This is a genomic window from Porphyromonas sp., assembly GCF_030529325.1.
Classification (GTDB): Bacteria; Bacteroidota; Bacteroidia; order Bacteroidales; family Porphyromonadaceae; genus Porphyromonas_A.
The window spans coordinates 1-19,943 of the sequence record NZ_JAUMXC010000039.1; the positions used below are offsets into that span (position 1 = coordinate 1).

Here is a 19,943-nt window from a genome sequence, read left to right on the forward strand (position 1 = left end):
CGTCGTATGATTTACTCGACGAATCGGGTGGAGCGTCTCAATCGGAGTTATAAGCACACGTTGCGAATGCATGGGGCTCTTCCCTCGGCTGATGCCGTCGTCTTTCTCTTGGGATCTGTTGCCCGAGAGATGACCGAAAGGACTTACGCAAGGAGATTGCCCTATTTCCAAGACCGGAGTATCAAATAGAATGAGTAATAACCCGAAAAACTCAAAGTTTTTTACCCCCGGGGTTACCCCGGGAATAAAAGGAACAACTAACCTTACACACTTTTTGGGACACTACCGCTAAAGGACCTGAAGTTGGGGCTGGCCGGCTTATGGGAGTTTGAATGGGAGAGGGCTTCTGTATGTTTTTCAGTGATGAGGTGCTGCAAAAAAAGAAGAAGGCGTGTCGGACATCAAAAGTCCGACACACCTTCTTTTTTATAGGACTGTGTTTGTGTTTATTGATCGAGAGCCTGACGAAGGTCTTCGATGATGTCTTCGGGACATTCAAGACCGACAGAAAGGCGTATCATGCCATCGGTGATGCCTGCTGCGGCACGCTCTTCGGGAGTATATGGAGAGTGTGTCATGCTCGCAGGGTGCTGGATGAGAGACTCCGCGTCACCGAGACTGACGGCGACAGTGCAGAGCTTGCAGCTATTGATGAGCTTTTTACCGGCTTCGATGCCTCCTTCGAGTTCGAAACATATCATGCCGCCGGGGAGCTTCATGTACTTCTTAGCCAAATCTCTGTAAGGGAAGGAGTCAAGCCCCGGATAGCTGATGCTCTTGACTCTCGGATGAGACTCGAGGAACTTCGCGACCTCGATGGCATTGGCACAATGCTTTTCCATACGGATGGCAAGGGTCTTGAGGCCTCTTTCGATGAGGTAGGCGTCAAATGGACTGAGGGAAGCTCCCGTGAGGTCCTTGACCCCTACGAGGCGCACTTGTGTGATGTATTCGGACGAACCCACGACAAAGCCCGCGATGACGTCTCCGTGCCCATTGAGGTACTTGGTTGCGGAGTGAACGACAACATCGGCTCCGTGCTCGAGTGGACGACAGAGGTATGGGGTACAGTAGGTGTTGTCCATCATGACAGTAACGCCCTCTTGACGGTGAGCAATCTCTGCGACGACCTCAATGTCGATCATCTCCATATTGGGATTGGAGGGGCTTTCGAAGTAGACAATCTTGGTGTTGGGACGCATAGCTTTGGCTACTTCTTCGGGCTTGGTCATATCGACGAAGTCCACAGTAATACCGTAGCGGGATAGCCCGTGGCTGAAGTAAGCGTAAGTACAACCGTAGAGGGTCTTATGAGCTACGATATGGTCACCTCGCTCTACGAGTACCCAGATCGCCGAGGTGATGGCTCCGATGCCTGATGCACAGGAAATGGCAGCTTCGGCTCCTTCGAGAAGAGCTACTTTTTCTTCGAGTTTGGTACAAGTGGGATTACCAAGGCGGGAGTAGATGTAACCCGGCTCTTCGAGAGCGAAGCGTGCTCCTCCTTGTTCGGCACTGTCAAAGACAAACGTAGAGGTCTGATAGATGGGTGAAGCGAGTGCCCCGAAAGGATTTTTCTCATGAGAGGCGCCGTGAATAGCAAGGGTGTCTAAGCCCGGCTTTGAGTTCTTTCGTGTCATAATTCTTTAGATTTTATTGTGATAATGGTATGTCAGAGAGAAATCCGGTTGCACCCTTGGGACGTCTGTTCTCTTCAGGAGATAGAGTCGGTAGGAGTCTCCAATGTCATCCCTTCGTCCGCTGTGGATAGGGAGTCTGTGGGGATGGGAGTCTCGATAGAGTCCGTGGGGGTGTCGTTAGGAATCGAGTCTTTGGGCTCTTCGGCCACCGGTGTGACATATTGGAGCCTCTTCAGAGTGATCTTGTCTATGAGTAGCGGTAACGTGCGTCTGACGCTGTCATTTCTGAAATAAGACAAGCGGAAATCCATCGAGTAAGCCGATGGAAGAGTGTCGGGAAGAATGATTTCGTAGAGGTGGTGCTGACGTGCTCTTGTAATCGTGTCGGCTGCCTTGTAGAAGATGTTTTTCTTAGCTCCGTCTTTGATGTACATGGAGAGGATGATTGTCTCTCCTTTGTAGAGCTGTGGGAGGAATGCCATCTGCCAGCGTATGGTGTCTTTGCCCGCTATGCTGTCGGGTTCGTAGAGCAGTCTGCTGATGGTGAAGTAATAGTCGCTGCCCGAGATGAGGATACGGTGTTTATTCTCTTCCCACAAGTCGGCAGCCGGAGTGTAGCGGACGCGTGTCTCCCGGACTGAGTCGTTATAGATAGAGTCGAGCCTATGGATGTCTTCTTTCAGGTTGCGCTCTATCTCCTCGTAGACGGAGGCAAATTTCTCTGTGTTTTTTCCATACCAGATGAGCGAGGAGTCATAGTCTTCACGGGTGATGTTGTACTCTGCAAAAACGCTCTCATAGAGAAGCCTCGATGCGGAGTCGCTTAGATAGTTGTTGTTCAGATAGGCATCGACAAGGAGCACCGATCTCGTGACCTTGACCATCTTGCTGCGAGAGAGCACGTTGGAAGGCCTCAACTGACACCCTCCGATGGTGAGCACAAGTACAAGAACTATGAAGACTAAGGGGTTCCGCATCATTCGTCAGGCATTACGTTTTCTTCGTCCTTTGTTGTTTTCTTTTCACCAAGGAGATGGGCAAAAGACTTGTGGTAGAAGAGGAAAAGTGCCACAACTCCTACCGATATACAAGCGTCTGCAAAGTTGAAGATAGGGCGAAAAAAGACAAAGTGGTCTCCTCCCCATATAGGTACCCACTCAGGAAATTGACCCTCGATAAGCGGGAAATAAAACATATCCACCACCTTGCCATGGAGCCAGCCTGCATAGCCTCCGGACTCGGGGAAAAGTGTCGCAACCTGACCAACGCTATGATCAAAGATCACTCCGTAAAAGATGGAGTCGATGATATTGCCTACCGCTCCGGCAAAGATTGCCGAAATGCAGAAAAGAAAGCCTATACTGTACTCTTTCATCTTGCATATCCTGGCTATCATCCATAAGATAAAGCCCGAGGCAATGATGCGAAACACCGATAGGAAGGCTTTGTTGAAGACTTCCCAGCCAAAGGCCATTCCCGGATTTTCGGTAAAGTGGATGTAAAACCAGTCGGTCACTCTTATGCTCTCCCCAAGCATCATAGTCGTCTTCACCTTATACTTGATGATCTGATCTATAAGTAGTAGGAGGACGATAAATGCGACTGTGAGGATACTTCTCCGACGGACGGTGGATGTTTGATTCATATTTTGTTTATGGGGTATAGAGGGAGGTTTAGCGTGCTCCTCCCTCTTTTGCTTCTATACTAAGTGTGGCGTGAGGTACTGCACGGAGACGCTCTTTTGGTATGAGTTTCCCTGTTTCACGACAGATCCCATAGGTTTTGTTCTCGATTCGTACGAGAGCAGCCTGTAGGTTCTTGATGAATTTTTGCTGACGCTCAGCCAAGAGGCTTGACTCCTGCTTGGAGAGGAGGTTGGCACTCTCATTAAGGGTCTTGAATGTAGGCGAAGTATCCGACACATCATTGCTGTCAGAGTTGTCTATTGAAGCTCTGAGAAGATCGTAGTCGCTCATTGCTTTTTCGAGCTTCTTTAAGATAATCTCCTTGAACTCTTCAAGTTCCTCATCTGTGTACCTGTTCTTTTCCATGATAGTCATATTTGTTGTTTGATTATTATTCTGCTTGTTTTTTGTAGTTGGTGGAGGGCTGTTAAGCCTTCTCCACCTTTACTTTTACTTCCATGCCGTCCATATCGAGGATTTCGGCATCATTGATATTTTGTACTACAGCCATCTCTACGGCTTGCACCTGAGTAGAGATGTAGTCTTCAAAGTCTTTCACTGCAGGATTGATCTCAGCATGAGAGAGTATCTGTACTCGTACCTTGTCCGATACGTTGAAGTTCTTGGACTTTCGGATATTTTGTATCCTGTTTACGAGTTCGCGAGCAAGTCCCTCATTGCGGAGTTCATCCGTGATTGTCACGTCGAGAGCCACTGTGAGCGCACCTTCGTTCTGTACGAGCCAGCCCGGTATATCTTCCGAGATGATTTCCACATCGGCGATATTGATCTCCTGACCTTCATAAGTCATCGAGCCGTTACGCTCAAATGCCAGGATATCCTCCTGTGGCAACTCTGTAAGATATGCAGCCACGCTCTTCATTGTCTTGCCAAACTTTGGACCCAAAGCCTTGAAGTTTGGTTTGATACGCTTCACGACGATGCCCGAAGCATTATCTGCAAAGATAAGCTGTTTTATGTTCACCTCATTGATGATGATCTCTTTTACGTTGTCGATGGCCTTCATCTGGTGGGCATCCGATGTGAGCACAAGTATCTTTGTCAGAGGTTGGCGCACCTTGATGTTCACCTTTCGGCGAAGGGCAAGGATCATCGAAGATATGGTCTGTGCATAGCGCATTTCCTCTTCGAGCTTCTTGTCTATGACACTTTCATCACAGACAGGGAAGTCTGCCAAGTGTACCGAACTGTCATATCTCTCATCCATGCGAGAAAGGTCTCTGTACAGATGATCCGCATAGAACGGTGCGAATGGTGCGATCAGGCGAGATACCACGGTGAGGCAGGTGTGTAGTGTCTGATAAGCCGACAACTTGTCTTCGCTCATACCTCCACCCCAAAATCTCTTACGGCTCAGACGCACGTACCAGTTACTCAAGTGGTCGTTGACAAAGTCCGATATCGCTCTTGCCGCACGAGTAGGCTCGTAGTCATTGAGATCCTTGTCCACCTCCTTGATGAGGCTGTTGAGCATCGAGAGTATCCATCTGTCGAGCTCCGGACGATCTGCGTTGTCCAACATAGGCACCGAGTGATCAAACCCATCGATATTCGCATAGAGAGCAAAGAAAGAGTAAGTGTTGTACAGTGTGCCGAAGAACTTCCTCTGTACTTCCTCCACTCCGTCGGGGTCAAACTTGAGGTTGTCCCAAGGAGAGGCATTGGTGATCATGTACCAACGTAGAGGGTCAGAGCCATTTTTCTCTATCGTCTCAAACGGATCGACGCCATTGCCGAGACGCTTTGACATCTTGTTGCCATTCTTGTCGAGTACGAGGCCATTGGAGATCACTGTGCGGAACGCCACGCTATCGAAGAGCATGGTGCCGAGAGCGTGGAGGGTAAAGAACCAACCACGAGTCTGGTCTACCCCCTCGGCGATGAAGTCCGCAGGGAACATCTTACCCGTCTCTATATCTGCTCCGTGCTCAAACGGATAGTGTACCTGAGCATAAGGCATCGCTCCCGAGTCAAACCACACGTCGATGAGGTCTGTCTCACGATTCATAGGCTTGCCCGAAGGGCTTACGAGGACGATCTCATCCACATAAGGGCGGTGGAGATCTATACGATCATAGTTTTTGTCCGTGTATTCTCCCACGACAAATCCCTTGAACGGATTTCCTGTCATCACTCCCGCCTTGATAGACTTCTCTATCTCCGCATAGAGTTCCTTGATGGATCCTATACATATCTCTTCGCTACCGTCCTCGGTGCGCCATATAGGCAAAGGCGTTCCCCAATAGCGAGAGCGGGAGAGGTTCCAGTCTTGTAGGTTTTCAAGCCACTTGCCAAATCTACCTGTCCCCGTAGACTGAGGTTTCCAACAGATGGTCTCGTTGAGTTCCATCATGCGCTCACGCACCGCAGTCGAACGGATGAACCAGCTGTCGAGCGGATAGTAGAGGATAGGCTTGTCTGTACGCCAACAATGTGGGTAGTTGTGTACATGTTTTTCTATGCGGAAGACTTGATTTTGCTGCTTCAGCATCACGCATAGGTCTACATCAAGGGTAGGATCAGCCTCGGTGAGGGTCTCATCATAGGCATTCTTGACATAGCGCCCTGCATATATATCATATAGAGGGATATCCACATACTTGTGAGCCCACTCTTCATCGAGATCTTCGATCTTGTAGTACTTACCTGACAGGTCTACCATCGGACGATCCTTACCATCACGATCTTTCATCATGAGCGGAGGTACACCGTTGGCCTTTGCCACCTTGTCGTCATCAGCACCGAAGGTAGGCGCGATGTGCACGATACCCGTACCATCTTCTGTCGTCACGAAGTCTCCCGAGATGACTCTGAATGCGCCTTCGCCCGGATTGACCCAAGGGATGAGCTGTCTGTAAGCCATGCCCACGAGGTCGCTACCCTTGTACTCCGCAACTATTTCGTAGGGGAGTACTTTGTCTCCTGCCTTGTATGCCGAGAGAGGCACTTCCGCTCCAGCTGCCGGGAAGTAAGTAGGCATGAGGTCCTTAGCCATGACCGCAGTCATCGGGAGGTTGGTGTATGGGTTGAATGTACGTACAGCGACGTAAGTGATGTTTGGGCCTACGCAGAGCGCGGTGTTGGATGGAAGAGTCCAAGGCGTTGTTGTCCATGCAAGGAAGAACACATCTCCGTGTCCCTTCATTTCCTCTTTGGGCTCTACGACTTCAAACTGTGCAGTACATGTAGTGTCCTTGACATCGCGATAGCATCCCGGTTGGTTCAACTCGTGCGAACTAAGCCCCGTTCCTGCCGCAGGCGAGTAGGGTTGTATCGTATATCCCTTGTAGAGAAGCCCCTTTTTGTAAAGTTGTTTGAGGAGATACCACAAGGTCTCTATGTATCTGTTGTCATAAGTGATATATGGGTGATCCATGTCTACCCAGTATCCCATCTTGTTGGTGAGGCTCTGCCACTCGTTGGTGTACTTCATGACCTCCTCTTTGCACGCGGCATTGTACTCTGCCACTGTGATCTTGGTACCGATATCTGCCTTGGTGATACCGAGTTTTTTCTCCACACCGAGCTCTACCGGCAGACCATGAGTGTCCCAGCCCGCCTTGCGATCGACCATGAATCCCTTCATCGTCTTGTAACGGCAGAATATATCCTTCAGAGTACGAGCAATCACGTGATGAATACCCGGCATACCGTTTGCCGAAGGTGGTCCTTCGTAAAATATAAACTTAGGAGCATCTTCACGTATCTTGAGTGACTGTCCGAAGACTTGTTCCTCCTCCCAGATTTTCAACATTTCCTTGTTGATTTCCGAGAGGTTCAAGTGGTTGTATTCTTTGTACTTATCTGCCATCTTGGTATGAGTGGATTATGATTATTTCGCGCTGCCCAAAATGTGTCGAAATTTTCCCTATTTCAGGCTTTCCGCAAAAATACAACTTTTCCACTAATTATTATTATTTAAGCCCACATCATCTCTTTGCCACTTTGTCAGGTTATGTGCAGGATATGGTTTAATCTCAAAGGCCTTATCTCTCAATATCCTTTACAGGTGTTCGGTGTGGGTTGTGTCATTCTATCAAGGATCAACAAAGAGCAAGCCCACGCCGTAGATAAAGCTATGGCATGGGCTTGGCAGCTTGATTCCGAAAAATCAAATATTCATTGGATTGAATCGGTCTCAAAGAGGGGGCAGATATGCTTCGTCGCCTCAGGTGGAATAGGTGGGAAACATAGGATGTCCCAGTCTTCTACATCTGAAAGATAGAACTTGTCGTCACGACGCTCTATGAGGTAAATCTCAGGGTAGTAGTATGAAGCACGTATATTAAATTTATTGCATTTGGTTCTGATAACCTTCCACAGCTCGTGAGGGTGGGTGAGTTTATACCCTTCGTATTGCTCTTTGCTTATCGTGATCGTCGAATGAGGTCTTCTGTCGAAGTTGAAAATTATAGTTTCCCTGTCCTCTTTTGGTATATTCATTTCAAAAACGAATCCATATTCCTCTCCTGATGCCTCTTTTTCAAGTTTCCATTGTTCGGTATATGCCTCCCTTTTTATGGGAGGAGTATTTACAAGGATATAAACAGGGGGATGCGGTTTCTTTGTGCGCCTTATGCTCCGGTCTGTGACCTTATATAGGTTGCCTGCCTCTTTTTTTCTGTTTTCTATCTCAAGTAAGAGTGTCGGGAACTTTTTGTGTACATCTTTGTATGTCACAAGCTCTGAGAAGTCCTTGAGCGCGACCAACTTTTCGAGCCTGATTACGTTCAGATTTTCATGCAGAGAGGGCTCTTTTTTGATTTTCTCGGTGCGGAAATACACCGTCAGCCCTTCTGCCATTTCATACACAAAGGTAGAGTCGGATGTCTTGGCCCATTCTTCATGGGAAGCCGTAAGATCCCCTTTTAAAGATATAGATATCTTGATGGGATCCTGCGTTTTTGATTTTTGTCCCCTCGCTTCTATGAGAGGTATGATCATAAATATCGCCAATATGACTGCGAGATGTCTCATGATAGATCTCTATGGTTTTTGAATTATAAGTGCTTTTGTCGGTATGAGATATCTTACAAAAGCGAATATAATGAAAGGAGTTGATTTTTTTGTATAAATGTCTATTGGAGTAAGCGTTTTTGTCATGTCTATATTTTTCACCGTTTTACAGCTCATATATAAGCTGTTGTTTGAATCATTAATTAGGGTGAATTTTTTCTCGAGTCTGACTGTCCAAAAAAGGTTGTCTAACTTGATGAATCAAGATGCCTACCTTGACACATCAAGTTAGACAACCTTTTTTGGACAGTTCTATATCTTATTTTTTGAGGTTGGTTGATGAAGGAGATATATCTCTCATTTCTTGTGGCTTTGGGTGTCTTTTGGAGTGAGAGGTGTTTGGAGGGATGTTTTTACCCTCTGATTGTTTTCTTTGCAATGCTTTTCTTCTTAATTGTGAAATTCTCTTTTGAATGTTCGCGGCAACAACAAGAATTTAGATAAATATTCCAAAAATGCGGTTTTCGACTTTTATTTTCAGAACATGTACTATTTGATATGTCTACATGGTGTATTTGTGGAATGTGGTTATTTTTGGGTTTGTTCATTCTTACTTTTGGTTTTTTATAGTTGAAGTCGCTGACTTTTATCTATTTTGAAAGTAGTGGAAAATCTGTTAAATGTTTGGCTTTCAGTGTGTTTTTTGAAAACCGGTCTTGGTAAGATGCTTGGATTTGCGTATCTTCGGAGCACCGAAAGAGTACCCGGTAAAAATTTCAAGGTCTTTCAGGTGGGTCATTGTGCTCTCCCTTACTGCCTGGAAGAACTGTAATGAACAGATTGATTGAAAACTTTATTTACAGAGTAAAAGGGAGACGATTTCATATATGAACAGAGTATTCGTGAATGTTGGACGATCGCTTATTTGGGTTTTCTTGACCCTTGCGATGGGCTATGCTCTACCCAATGAGGTACGTGCACAAGTAAAGAAGAGGGTCGTGTCCGTCTCTTTCAAGGAGAAAGATCTCGCATCCATTCTGGATTTTATCTCAGCGCAGACGGATCACACCATTATGTACGATAATGATGTGAAGTCATATCCTAAGACTGTGACTGTGTCTTTCGACAATGTCGCTCCTGTCAAAGCCGTACAGGAGATACTTGCCGGCTCTCCTTTCACCTACAAGGTAGAGGGAAAGAAGATCACCGTCTACAGACTCCAAAGCGGGCAACCTGCCGTGGGAAAGGCAACAAAAGAGGTGTCCGGAGTCATCAAAGAGGTCAATGGAGATCCTCTCCCCTATGTGACGATCCAGCTCAAAGGTACAAAACAGGGATGTAGATCCAACATAGATGGGGTTTTCAAGCTACCTGTCACTGCCGATAAAGGTGAGCTCATCATCACCAGTGTGGGATTTGAGGCTCAGACCGTGAAGTACTCGGTCGGCACTCCCCTCAAGATCGTGATGAAGGAGTCTGTCAATACCCTCGGTGAGGTCTCGGTAATCGCCTATGGTGAGCGTAACACGAGAGAAATTGTGGGATCGATATCCTCAGTCAAGGGCGAAAAGCTCCAGGATGTCCCGACGCCTTCGATCGAAACCTTGCTTCAAGGCCAGATGTCCGGGGTCGAGGTCAGCAACCTCTCCGGCTCTCCCGGTGGTGGAGGTACTAATATCGTCATTCGTGGACACAGCTCACTTAACGTCCAAGGTGTGAACAATGGCTCTCCTCTCTTTGTCATCGATGGGGTGCCTGTACGCTCCGATGCTTCGTCCGAAACAGCAGGAATCAACCCCCTGGCAAGTTTGGACCCTACTACGATCGAGTCGGTTGAGGTGTTGAAAGATGCTGCTTCTGCCATTCTCTATGGCTCACGTGCCGGTAACGGGGTTATCCTCATTACCACAAAGAAAGGAAAGGTGGGAAAAAATGAGTTCAATGTCAATGTCTCTCAGTCTTACTCATGGCTTCCCGTGACTCCTCTTCAGGTGATAGGTAAGGGCGAAAGAGACTTCCGTCTATTGCAGGCTAAAAGGAGCAGAACGGCGAACTACGACTGGGATACTGAGCTCATCACTGTGCCTCAAAATCATAACGACAGCTATGGTTGGGATCCTAATCCCAACTTTGGTGGCTATTACGATTACTTGTGGCGCAACGGCGCGCTTTTGAACGAGGACTATCGCCTACCTCTGATTGCACAAGACTCTCTCAACACTTTCTACAACAATAGAACCAACTGGTACGACTATGCGTTCCAAGTAGGTAAGGTGACAAAGGCTGACCTTACGGCTCTGGGAGGAACGGAAAATCTACGCTATATGCTCAATGCCGGATTTTATGATGAGACCGGTATCATGCTCAATTCGAAGTTCAGCCGTGCGACCTTCGGCTCCAACATAGATGTCAAACTAACACCTAAGATCGAGGCTTTTGCTCGTGTAAACCTTGCGTACATGAAGAAAGCAGGAGGAGACCAAGGGCGTGCTCAAGGGCTCACGATAGACCCTAAGCAGACATCGACCTTGTTTCCCGGAAAAGGATCTATTGCCGAGGAGATTGCGGTACGCCAACTTCGTGATGTGATAGAGAAGAACGCAAACTATAATGTCCGCCTCAATATCGGAGGGCAATACAAAATACTCAGAGGACTTACATTAAGCTCTTCTGCAGCTGTAAACCACTACTTGACTCGCTCCAATGTGTTCACCCCAAACTATCTGAACGCAAATGGTCTGACAAGCTCTCAAGCGCGTGTGATCGGAATGACTTCTATTCAGAATGAAAACATCCTGAACTACAATCTCAATATCAGAGATACCCATCACTTTGATATCCTCGGAGGTGTCACCTTTAATGCCGAGATGCTCGAGAAGTTTTCCGGCTCTGCATACGGTGGTCCTACCAACAGGATCTATTATATCGGTGATGGATGGCCACAGTCAAGGATCGATGAAGCCGGAAACTTTGAGGCTCTTCAAAAAGTGACAACAGACTTTGAGGAGCAAAAGATGATGAGTTACTTGGGACGTATGTCTTATAACTATAAGAAGAAATATTTGCTGGATCTCTCTCTGCGTTCGGATGGTTCGTCTGTCTTTGGTAGCGATGTCAGATGGGGGATATTTCCTGCTGCCGCTCTTGGATGGGCTTTCAGCTATGAGCCGTTCATGAAGGATTTCTGGTGGTTGAGTTTCGGTAAGCTGAGAGCCTCTTGGGGTAGATCCGGACAGAAGTTCCAGAGTGCTTATCTTGCACATGGTATTATGCAGGAGCACAATACTTTCTTCGGAGAAGTGGGCTTGCAGCCTGGGACGTTGGCAAATAGTAGACTCACTTGGGAAAAGAGTGACCAGTATGACTTCGGTCTCGACCTTGACTTGCTCAACTACCGACTGAAGGTCAAGCTCGATTACTACTATAAGTATTCGAGTGCTCTCCTTATGCAGGTGCCGGTGCCTGGGGATGTGTATCTTTTGGATGAAAAATGGGATAACTCTTCGGCAATATCCAATGAGGGAATTGAGCTTGAAGTTCGTGGAGATATATTCAGAGACAAGCCCTTCAATTGGACTGTAGACTTCAACATCTCTCGCAACTGGAATATGTTCAGAGAATCTTATGGCAATATCGACCTGGCGGACAAGGTGCTGGGACGCCCTATACACGGAATTTATACGTACAAGGATGAAGGTATCGTACAAGATGAATCAGAAATCCCACAATACTACGATCAACAGGGGAATCGTCGTCCTTTGCTGATTCCGGACGAAAATCATCCCCTCAGAGTAGGTGGTCGTAAGATCAAGGATCAAAATGGAGATGGACGTATAAATGCCAAAGATATATTCTATGCCGGAAGTACCATACCCCTTGCTTATGGGGGGATTACCAACACCTTCTCATGGAAAGGCTTTACGTTGAGTGTCCTTTTTAACTATTCTCTATCAAGAAAGGTCATGAACATGGTCAAGGCCGCGGCATTCAACTTTGACAAAGGCTTTGGTACGCTTATGGATGATCCTTCAAGATATATTTTCTGGGAGCAAAAAGGGGATCGTGCAGATTATCCGTCTCTTGAGTTTTCGGACAGTGGTTATATCGGACAGTTTGATGGGGATATTGCATCCAATATTGAAAATGTCAGCTTTGTCCGTCTCAAACAACTTGTCCTGTCATATGCTATGCCTAAGCCTTTCGTCCAAAAATTCGGATTTAAGGATGCACGAGTGTATTTGTCCGGGGAAAACTTGCTCCTCCTGTCAAATTACTCCGGCATAGACCCAGAAATCATCGATCCTTATAGTGGCAAGGATGATGGAAAGAGCTATCCCCTCAATAGAAAAATAACAGTAGGGATGACACTTAAATTCTAAACATAGTAGAAGATAGATATATGAAAAGATTATATATACCGATTGTCATTACATCGCTTTTGTCTTCATGCAGCTTGGATGTGATCCCCGAAAATGCCTTGACATATACCAATGCTTTTCTGACAGAAAGGGATCTCAATACTACAACAACAAATATTCATTTGCACCTGTCTAAGCTACCTGAGCTTTCGACAGCATATGACGTAGGCACTCTTGCTGATGAGATTACTGAAGGCAAAGACTTTAGAGAGTGGAGTCCCATAGCGGTGACGCGTAGAAATGTGAATTGGAAGCCCCACTATGATGCAATATATACTGCAAATCTATTGTTGGATAATATCTATAGGACAGAGGGGATTTCGGATGAGAGAAGGAACTACCACAGAGGACAAGCCCTATTTGCCAAAGGATTTTGTTATTTTTCCCTTTCTCAACACTTTGGTACTGCAGTTGTGACTGAGGACTCGAAGAGGCTTACGGCATATCCTCTTAGTTCGATTATTCAGGTCATAGACGCTTCGATAGCTGCGGCAGAGGAAGGATACAATATCTTGCCTGTACACTCGGAGCTCAGTACGATAAGTGGAGCTCCTGTCCCTAATAAGCAATTTGCTTCTAAAGGTTCTTGTGCTGCGCTGTTGGCTCATGCTTATGCTTGGAAGGGCTCTTTGATAGAACTGTTGAATCTGGATGGTGATGCTCAGACTGCATACCAAAAATCTATTGAGTATGCATCGAAACTTATGGACGGTAGTGCCGGAAACTATACTTTGTTGTCATCGGTGGAGGAGCTATGCAAGGCTATTTCTAATCCTACACAAGTAAATTCCGAGGACATATTCCTTTTTGCATTTGACAGATTCCAGTCTGAATACTCTGTTTCTCCCTCTCCATACACCGGGTATGTGGGGTGGCCGATAGATAAGTTTAAAGTGCTTGGTGAAATTGAGACTTCGACAAATTTTAGATTGTATAAGTCCACTGCGGAGACTCTGTATCCCGATGAAGAGGATCAAAGACGTCAGGCGTTCTTCTATAAATGGGAAGACAAGCATGAGGTAGATGATAAGGAGTATGCTTTGCTACATAAATATCGTGAAGGTGTTTATGTTGTTGACCAATTTGATCCAAACGGGGGATATTTCAGATCTTTGAATGCAAACTATAACTATTGGCGGTTGGCGGATCTTATTCTTCTCCGAGCAGAGTGCTTGGCTAAGTTGGGTCGGAATGCAGAGGCTGAAAAAGACTTGAATATGATCAGGGTTCGTGCCGGAGCTAAACCATATCCTGCACCTCATGATAAAGATCTCAAGGCTGCGATATTCAACGAGCGTGAGCGTGAACTCATCGGAGAGAGTAACCACAGATACTTTGATATTGTCCGTAACAACTATATTTCCACAAAACTTGAAGGTAAGTTCAAGACGCTTACTCCTACGGATATGAAGAATGGTGCGCTATTTTTGCCTATCCCAATTTCGGCATATCAGGATAAATCGGGACAGATCACCAATACGCTTATTATCCAAAGTATTTATTGGAATATGTATGTGTCATAACTTTATTTAGAAGATTGATTTGATATGAAAAATATATCGATATATGTTGTAACTTTGATTCTGACGGCTTTTTCTGTGTCATGCACAAAGTTTGATATCATAGATACGGGAGTAGCTGATGGCAATCATGATATGGTCATGTGGGATTATTTCAAGACGAATCCGTATGACTGGGACTCCGTAATGGTGATGATCAATCACGCAGGATTGAAAAATGTCTTTGATGGCACAAGTGAGCATGGTAAGGAGATCACTTTTCTGGGGATCACAAACCACAGTATCCGCAGGTATTTGTTGGATAAGGACATTCCGACAGTGAAAGATATGCCCGTCGAAGAGTGCCGGGATATTGTTTTGTCGTGTGTTATCAAGGGACGTTTCTTGCTTGATGACTTTATCGAAGGAGCTCCTTCTAAAGACCCTGAAGAACTTATAGGAACTGGAGGCAAGATGTATACTACCCTCTCGGGTAAGGAGATTTGGATCTATACTATACGTGATCCTTTCGGTGGAGTGCCTAAGTCCGGCCCAAAGACCATCCAAATCGTTGCTCCTGAAACTCAGAAGAGGTTTAGGGTGGTTTCCACCAATATTCAGACGACCAGTGGAGTAATACACGCATTGGATTATAACGGTTTCACAATAAAGGATATTTAAAAAATAGACATGACTATGAAGAGAATATATGCATTGTCAGCGGTAGTTACACTTTTCGTGCTACTGTTCAGTTCATGCAACAAGATCCCCGTCGGGTACCTCAATACGAAAGATGCAGTGTTTACGCCTGACTCCATCTTTGTGAGTCGTAATATAGATCCGGAATCTCCTCGTGCGAAGAACGGAGCACCTTGGACCTCGCTACAAATACAAGGGATCTCGGGCACCAATCCGATCAACTATGAATTCAGCTCTGTCAAGGTGAGTGAAGGCGGAGATGCTGCAAAGTTTGAAGAAATTGTCAAGGCCGGGCATGTGTCTGCCGAAGGTGGTGTTGTTAAGATTTTTCAAGAAGGGATCAAGATAATCCCCAATGGAAATTATACACTAAGCCTCCGTGCATATAACGAAGGTCATTCACATATTCTGAAAGACATCATCACGTTTGTTGTGAGAGATAACATTGAAGAATAATGTGTACATTTTGACAATGAATGACAACTAAATACCAATAAGAGATATGAGAAACAAGCTATTATTTATCGTAGGTATGGCTTTGTCGCTCTTTGTTGTGCAAGCTCAAGAGCCAAAGTCTGAGACCGGCATCAAGTTCTTCAATGGTACATTTGAAGAAGGTTTGGAACTTGCCAAGAAGGAAAATAAGCTCGTCTTTGTGGACTTCTATGCTGTGTGGTGCGGTCCTTGTAAGAGGATGGCTAATACCGTCTTTACACAAGAGAAGGTGGGTAAATACTTCAACGAAAAGTTCATCAACCTCAAGCTCGACGCAGAGGCTCCACAGAACAAAGCTGTCGCAGAGAAGTACAAGGTCGTGGCTTTCCCTACGCTTGGCTTTTTCAAGGCTGATGGTACACCATTGGCAGTGACTACCGGCTCTATGGATGCCGATGCCTTGATAGAGGCGGCCAAGGTGGCTTCGGGTGAGGCTATTGGGTTTGAAGAGCTCTACAATATGCACCGCAAGGACAAAGATAACCTTGATATTCAGCAACAACTCCTTCGCCAGACTCCGAGCTTCCTCTCTTCTCTCGAGGGCACAGATGCCAACAAGTGGGCTGTGCGTATGCGCAAGTTGTATCGTGGTTATATCGATGCCAAGAAGGGCCCTGCTCTGATCAATACACAAGACTATATAATCATCACCTCATTGGGGACTGATGATGAGGATGGTCTTGCCGATATGATAGAGTTTATGAATACCAATCTATCCAAGTGGTCAGAAGTCGTGGGTGATGCTGCGGCATACTTTATCATCGAGCGCAACGACGAAATGATGAGTCGCTTGGCAAAGGAAGGGAGCACAAGCTACAAGGATTATCTTGAACGTGTCAGGACAGATTATAAGGAGGCCTATGCTGTGTTGGACAGCTCGGTCATTTCGCCTTATGAGAAGTCCAAAATCTATTACGAAGCATTGTATACCCTCTACAAGAACCGTAACCCTCAGGATTATATCAACTTGATGAAAGAATATTTTGGCAGATTGAAAGAGGCTGCGACTCCTGCGGACTACGGTCGTGCAGCTCAGGATCTCTATGCTGCTGCCGAAGACAAACTCAAATCTGAGCACCACAAACAGGCAATAGAGTGGGTACAGGTCGCACTCAATGCCGAAAAGAGTGTTATGGACAGGGTCAATTTCATGGTTATGATCGGTGACTCTTATAAGAGCATGAAGCAGTATGGTGAGGCACGAAAGTACTACAACCAGGCATTTGCTGAGTCTCTTCAGATGGCAGACATGATGATGGCTCAACAAATGATTCATGGAGCTATCCGGATGAAGCTCCAAGAAATCGAACTTCTTGAACGCTAATAACTCTCACATCATACGATACTACGGAGTGGATTGCTTCGTCATGAAGCACATCCCCTGCGTATTGTGTCTACGGTAAAGTGTCCTCTTGAGCCTGCCTGAATTTTGGATAAGGGCAGGCATGGAGGACGCTTTTCTACTTAATCTGAGTAACAAAACAAATCATATGAGACGACTGAATATTATTTCATTTATCCTTGTGACTGTGCTATGCTCAATCTCTGCCGTCGCACAGCCCAAATGGATACGTAAGGGAGTCCTGCCCAATGGGCTTACTTACTACCTCGCTAAGACGAGCTATACACCTGATGAGGTCAACTTCTATCTCTATCAAAATGTGGGAGCTATCCTCGAAGGTGATAAACAGCAAGGTCTTGCTCACTACCTTGAACACATGGCATTCAATGCTACGGAGCACTTTCCGAGAGGAGTGATGAGTTTCTTCCTGGAAAGGGGGCTCAACTCTTTCGATGCCAAGACAGGGATCAACGAGACAAGATACCAGATCAGTGGCATCCCTATCTCTGACAAGCTCCTTGTGGACTCTGTCATGCTTGTCCTCAAGGACTGGTGCAGCGGTATCACCATACTTTCGAAGGACGTCGAGAAGGAGCGCAACATTATCACTGAGGAGTGGAGACAGCGCAGCGGTGTTGATCGTAGACTCACAGATGCCATTGCCCCGGTGATATACAATGGCGCCAAGTACGCCGAGCGCAATGTGATCGGCCCTATCGAACTTATCCGGCGTTTCTCTGCAAAAGATCTCAAAGCATTCTATAAGCAATGGTATCGTCCTGATCTTCAGAGTATCATGGTCATAGGGGATATCGACCTTGATCAGTACGAAGCGAAGGTTAAACATCTCTTCGGATCCATCAAAGCTCCCAAGAAGCCTACACCCCGGAAGGAGACTATCATCGCAGATAACGATATTCCCCTTTACTTCAGATTTGTGGACAAGGAGAATGACAATAATTCGTTCGGGCTGTATCAGAGAGTACATCTGCCTGCTGACGAAGAAGGGAGAGACTATACCAAAGAGAGTGTCTGCATACAGATATATAACAGGCTTGCGCCTCGGAGATTTGCCCTGATCCGCAATGAGGGTGCCGAAGCATCCCTCATGTCTACTGTGAGCTATGACGCTTTGGTGCGCTCGTATTACCAAAATGCCTGGGATGTAGTGCCATATGCCGGACGTGAGATAGAGGCTCTGGAGCAGATGCTCAGTGTAAGGGAGTGGATCCGTCGTGATGGCTTTTCGGAGGAAGAGTTCAATGAGATCAAGAGTACCATGTATGATGATATACAGGGTATCCTTCAGCAGGGTGGGCTTGAAGCTCCCGACAATCTCATGGACGCCTTCAAGCAAAACTACCTCTACAATACCCCCATTAAGAGCATGACGGAGTCCCTCTCGGAGACTATGGAGACCCTTGCAGAGCTTGAAGTAGAGGACTTCAATAAGTGGGTTGCCTCCTGGACCAAGGACAAAAATCTCGCATTCATCACATACTCGTCCAAGTCCGAGGATATGAATATTTCTCTTGAGGACTTCCAAAAGGCATTGGCTAAGGTCAAGGCTGCGCCTACCATGAAGTTGGCTACAGCAGGCCCTATCAGCGGAGATATCATAGATTACGAGATCCCTGCCGGCAAGATCGTCTCTGAGAAGCACCTCAAGGACATCGATGTCAAGGAGTGGACTCTCTCCAACGGTGCTCGTGTACTTTACAAAAATGTTCCCGAGATCTCCGGCCGTTTCTACTTCGTTGCTTCGAGCCGGGGTGGGCGCTCTGTCATCGAGCCTAAGGATCTACCATCTTACTCGGCTATGCAGGCCCTTGTGATGAGATCCGGTATCTACAAGTACAACCGAAATCAGCTGCACAACTGGCTGAAGAGTAAGGATTTTGAACTATCGCTATCTTTATCCGACTATACTGAAGGACTTGGAGGTAACGCAGCCGTAGCCAACAGCGAAGACTTCTTCAAGTACGTCCACCTTTTGATCACAAAGCAAAACTTCGATAAGTCCGAGTTTGACAAGCATGTCGAGCGCAAGAAGTATCTCTTCAACTCCAAGAGTACTGTCGGTATGACTGCCGTCCAGGACTCTATCATGGCTGTCCTCTATCCTGAGTCTCCATACAATCCTCACGAGAGCATCGAGTACTTCGACAAGATGAAGCATGCCGACCTCAAGCGCCTCTTCGACTCACGCTTCGGCAATGCAGGAGACTTCATATTCTGCGTCATCGGAGACATTGCGGAAGACAAGGTGAAAGACCTCATCACCCGCTACGTGGCATCGCTACCGGGAGCACCTCTTGCTCAGCCTGAAAAGTATCGTTATATGGACTTCTCTTCTCCTGAGAAAGAGATCATCAGGGAGTTCCACACAGAACTTGAGGGCGACTCGGGCGAGGTCGAGATATCGTTCTCAAACGCTAAGGACTTCACACGTGTAGAGGCCAATGCTTTGACTGTCCTCGAAAGCATCTTGCAAAACCGCTTCTTCAAAGAACTCAGAGAGAAAGAAGGTGGTGTGTACAGCATCGGGGTCAAGTCTTCGTATGTACATCAGCCTCGATCTTCGGCATCGCTCAGCATCAAGTTCAGCACTCAGAGAGCAAAGGTCGATCAGCTCAAGAAGAAGGCCTATGAGATCTTTGAGTCTGTCCTACAGGGCGACTTCACCGAAGATGAGTTCAAGAATGCTCACATCCCAATGGTACTCCACAGCCGTGGCAATGCCGTAGAGCCTTCGGAAAATCCTCTCCTCTGGCTCGTGATCCTCAATAGCTATGTGGAGGACGGTGTTCTCCCTGACCTCAAGGCGGATTTCTCTCCTGAGCATGTCGAGAACGTTACCCGCAACGATGTCATCAATGCCGGAAAGAAGCTCATGGATGGTGCCAAGAAGCGTGAGATCGTGGTCAAAGCCATAGCACAACCATCTTACGGTAGGACTCATACTTTCTGATAAGTATCATCTACCAATAAAATCCCAAAAGGGGCTGCATCGGAGTCTTTTCCGATACAGCCCCTTTTTTTCTGAGGTATATGTCATGTAGTGGCTTTCCTTACCGAGGGTTAAGGAAGGGAGAAAAAAGGCAGACAACCTCCAATCACAAGGTAGGTAACTTCGGTAGTGTCCGAAAAAGTGTGTAAGGTTAGTTCTCCCTTTTTCCCCTGGGGCA

General features: G+C 46.5%; 13 protein-coding genes. 7 read left to right on the plus strand and 6 right to left on the minus strand.

Annotated elements, in window-relative coordinates; all coding sequences use genetic code 11:
- Window positions 1-189: transposase (locus Q4A14_RS06700; protein WP_303170908.1), on the plus strand; the 189-nt coding region annotated here is incomplete at its 5' end.
- A 257-nt stretch (window positions 190-446) separates the two neighbouring features.
- Here Q4A14_RS06700 and megL read toward each other — a convergent pair.
- The 6 genes from megL to Q4A14_RS06730 form a co-directional block, all read right to left on the minus strand.
- A complete protein-coding gene (megL, locus tag Q4A14_RS06705; RefSeq protein ID WP_303170910.1) occupies window positions 447-1,640 on the minus strand; it encodes a methionine gamma-lyase in 1,194 nt (397 codons plus the stop codon).
- A 74-nt stretch (window positions 1,641-1,714) separates the two neighbouring features.
- Window positions 1,715-2,620, minus strand: coding sequence for a DUF4296 domain-containing protein (locus tag Q4A14_RS06710; protein WP_303170912.1), 906 nt, complete (start codon window positions 2,618-2,620; stop codon window positions 1,715-1,717).
- Window positions 2,617-3,285 (minus strand): lipoprotein signal peptidase, encoded by a 669-nt coding sequence (locus Q4A14_RS06715; protein WP_303170914.1) that lies wholly within the window; start codon window positions 3,283-3,285, stop codon window positions 2,617-2,619. Before Q4A14_RS06715 ends, Q4A14_RS06710 begins: the two co-directional genes overlap by 4 nt.
- A gap of 28 nt (window positions 3,286-3,313) precedes the next feature.
- Entirely contained in the window at window positions 3,314-3,694 is a 381-nt protein-coding gene (locus Q4A14_RS06720; protein WP_303170927.1) for a TraR/DksA C4-type zinc finger protein, read from the minus strand.
- A 58-nt stretch (window positions 3,695-3,752) separates the two neighbouring features.
- Window positions 3,753-7,157, minus strand: a complete 3,405-nt coding sequence (ileS, locus tag Q4A14_RS06725) for an isoleucine--tRNA ligase (protein WP_303170916.1) — start codon at window positions 7,155-7,157, stop codon at window positions 3,753-3,755.
- Between the two features lie 308 nt (window positions 7,158-7,465).
- Window positions 7,466-8,323, minus strand: a complete 858-nt coding sequence (locus Q4A14_RS06730) for a hypothetical protein (RefSeq protein WP_303170917.1) — start codon at window positions 8,321-8,323, stop codon at window positions 7,466-7,468.
- Between the two features lie 866 nt (window positions 8,324-9,189).
- On the opposite strand from Q4A14_RS06730, the gene Q4A14_RS06735 reads away from it, so the two are divergent.
- The 6 genes from Q4A14_RS06735 (at window position 9,190) to Q4A14_RS06760 (ending at window position 19,726) form a co-directional block, all read left to right on the plus strand.
- Complete coding sequence (locus Q4A14_RS06735) at window positions 9,190-12,681, plus strand: SusC/RagA family TonB-linked outer membrane protein (RefSeq protein ID WP_303170918.1); 3,492 nt, start codon at window positions 9,190-9,192, stop codon at window positions 12,679-12,681.
- Between the two features lie 20 nt (window positions 12,682-12,701).
- The gene (locus Q4A14_RS06740) at window positions 12,702-14,243 is read left to right on the plus strand and encodes a RagB/SusD family nutrient uptake outer membrane protein (protein ID WP_303170920.1); all 1,542 of its coding nucleotides are present in this window, start codon (window positions 12,702-12,704) and stop codon (window positions 14,241-14,243) included.
- 24 nt (window positions 14,244-14,267) lie between these two features.
- On the plus strand, window positions 14,268-14,900 hold the full coding sequence (locus tag Q4A14_RS06745; RefSeq protein WP_303170921.1) for a fasciclin: 633 nt from the start codon (window positions 14,268-14,270) through the stop codon (window positions 14,898-14,900).
- Window positions 14,901-14,915: 15 nt separating this feature from the next.
- On the plus strand, window positions 14,916-15,374 hold the full coding sequence (locus Q4A14_RS06750) for a hypothetical protein (protein WP_303170923.1): 459 nt from the start codon (window positions 14,916-14,918) through the stop codon (window positions 15,372-15,374).
- Window positions 15,375-15,420: 46 nt separating this feature from the next.
- The gene (locus tag Q4A14_RS06755) at window positions 15,421-16,737 is read left to right on the plus strand and encodes a thioredoxin domain-containing protein (RefSeq protein ID WP_303170924.1); all 1,317 of its coding nucleotides are present in this window, start codon (window positions 15,421-15,423) and stop codon (window positions 16,735-16,737) included.
- Window positions 16,738-16,903: 166 nt separating this feature from the next.
- Window positions 16,904-19,726 (plus strand): pitrilysin family protein, encoded by a 2,823-nt coding sequence (locus Q4A14_RS06760; protein WP_303170925.1) that lies wholly within the window; start codon window positions 16,904-16,906, stop codon window positions 19,724-19,726.
- Window positions 19,727-19,943 lie beyond the last annotated feature (217 nt).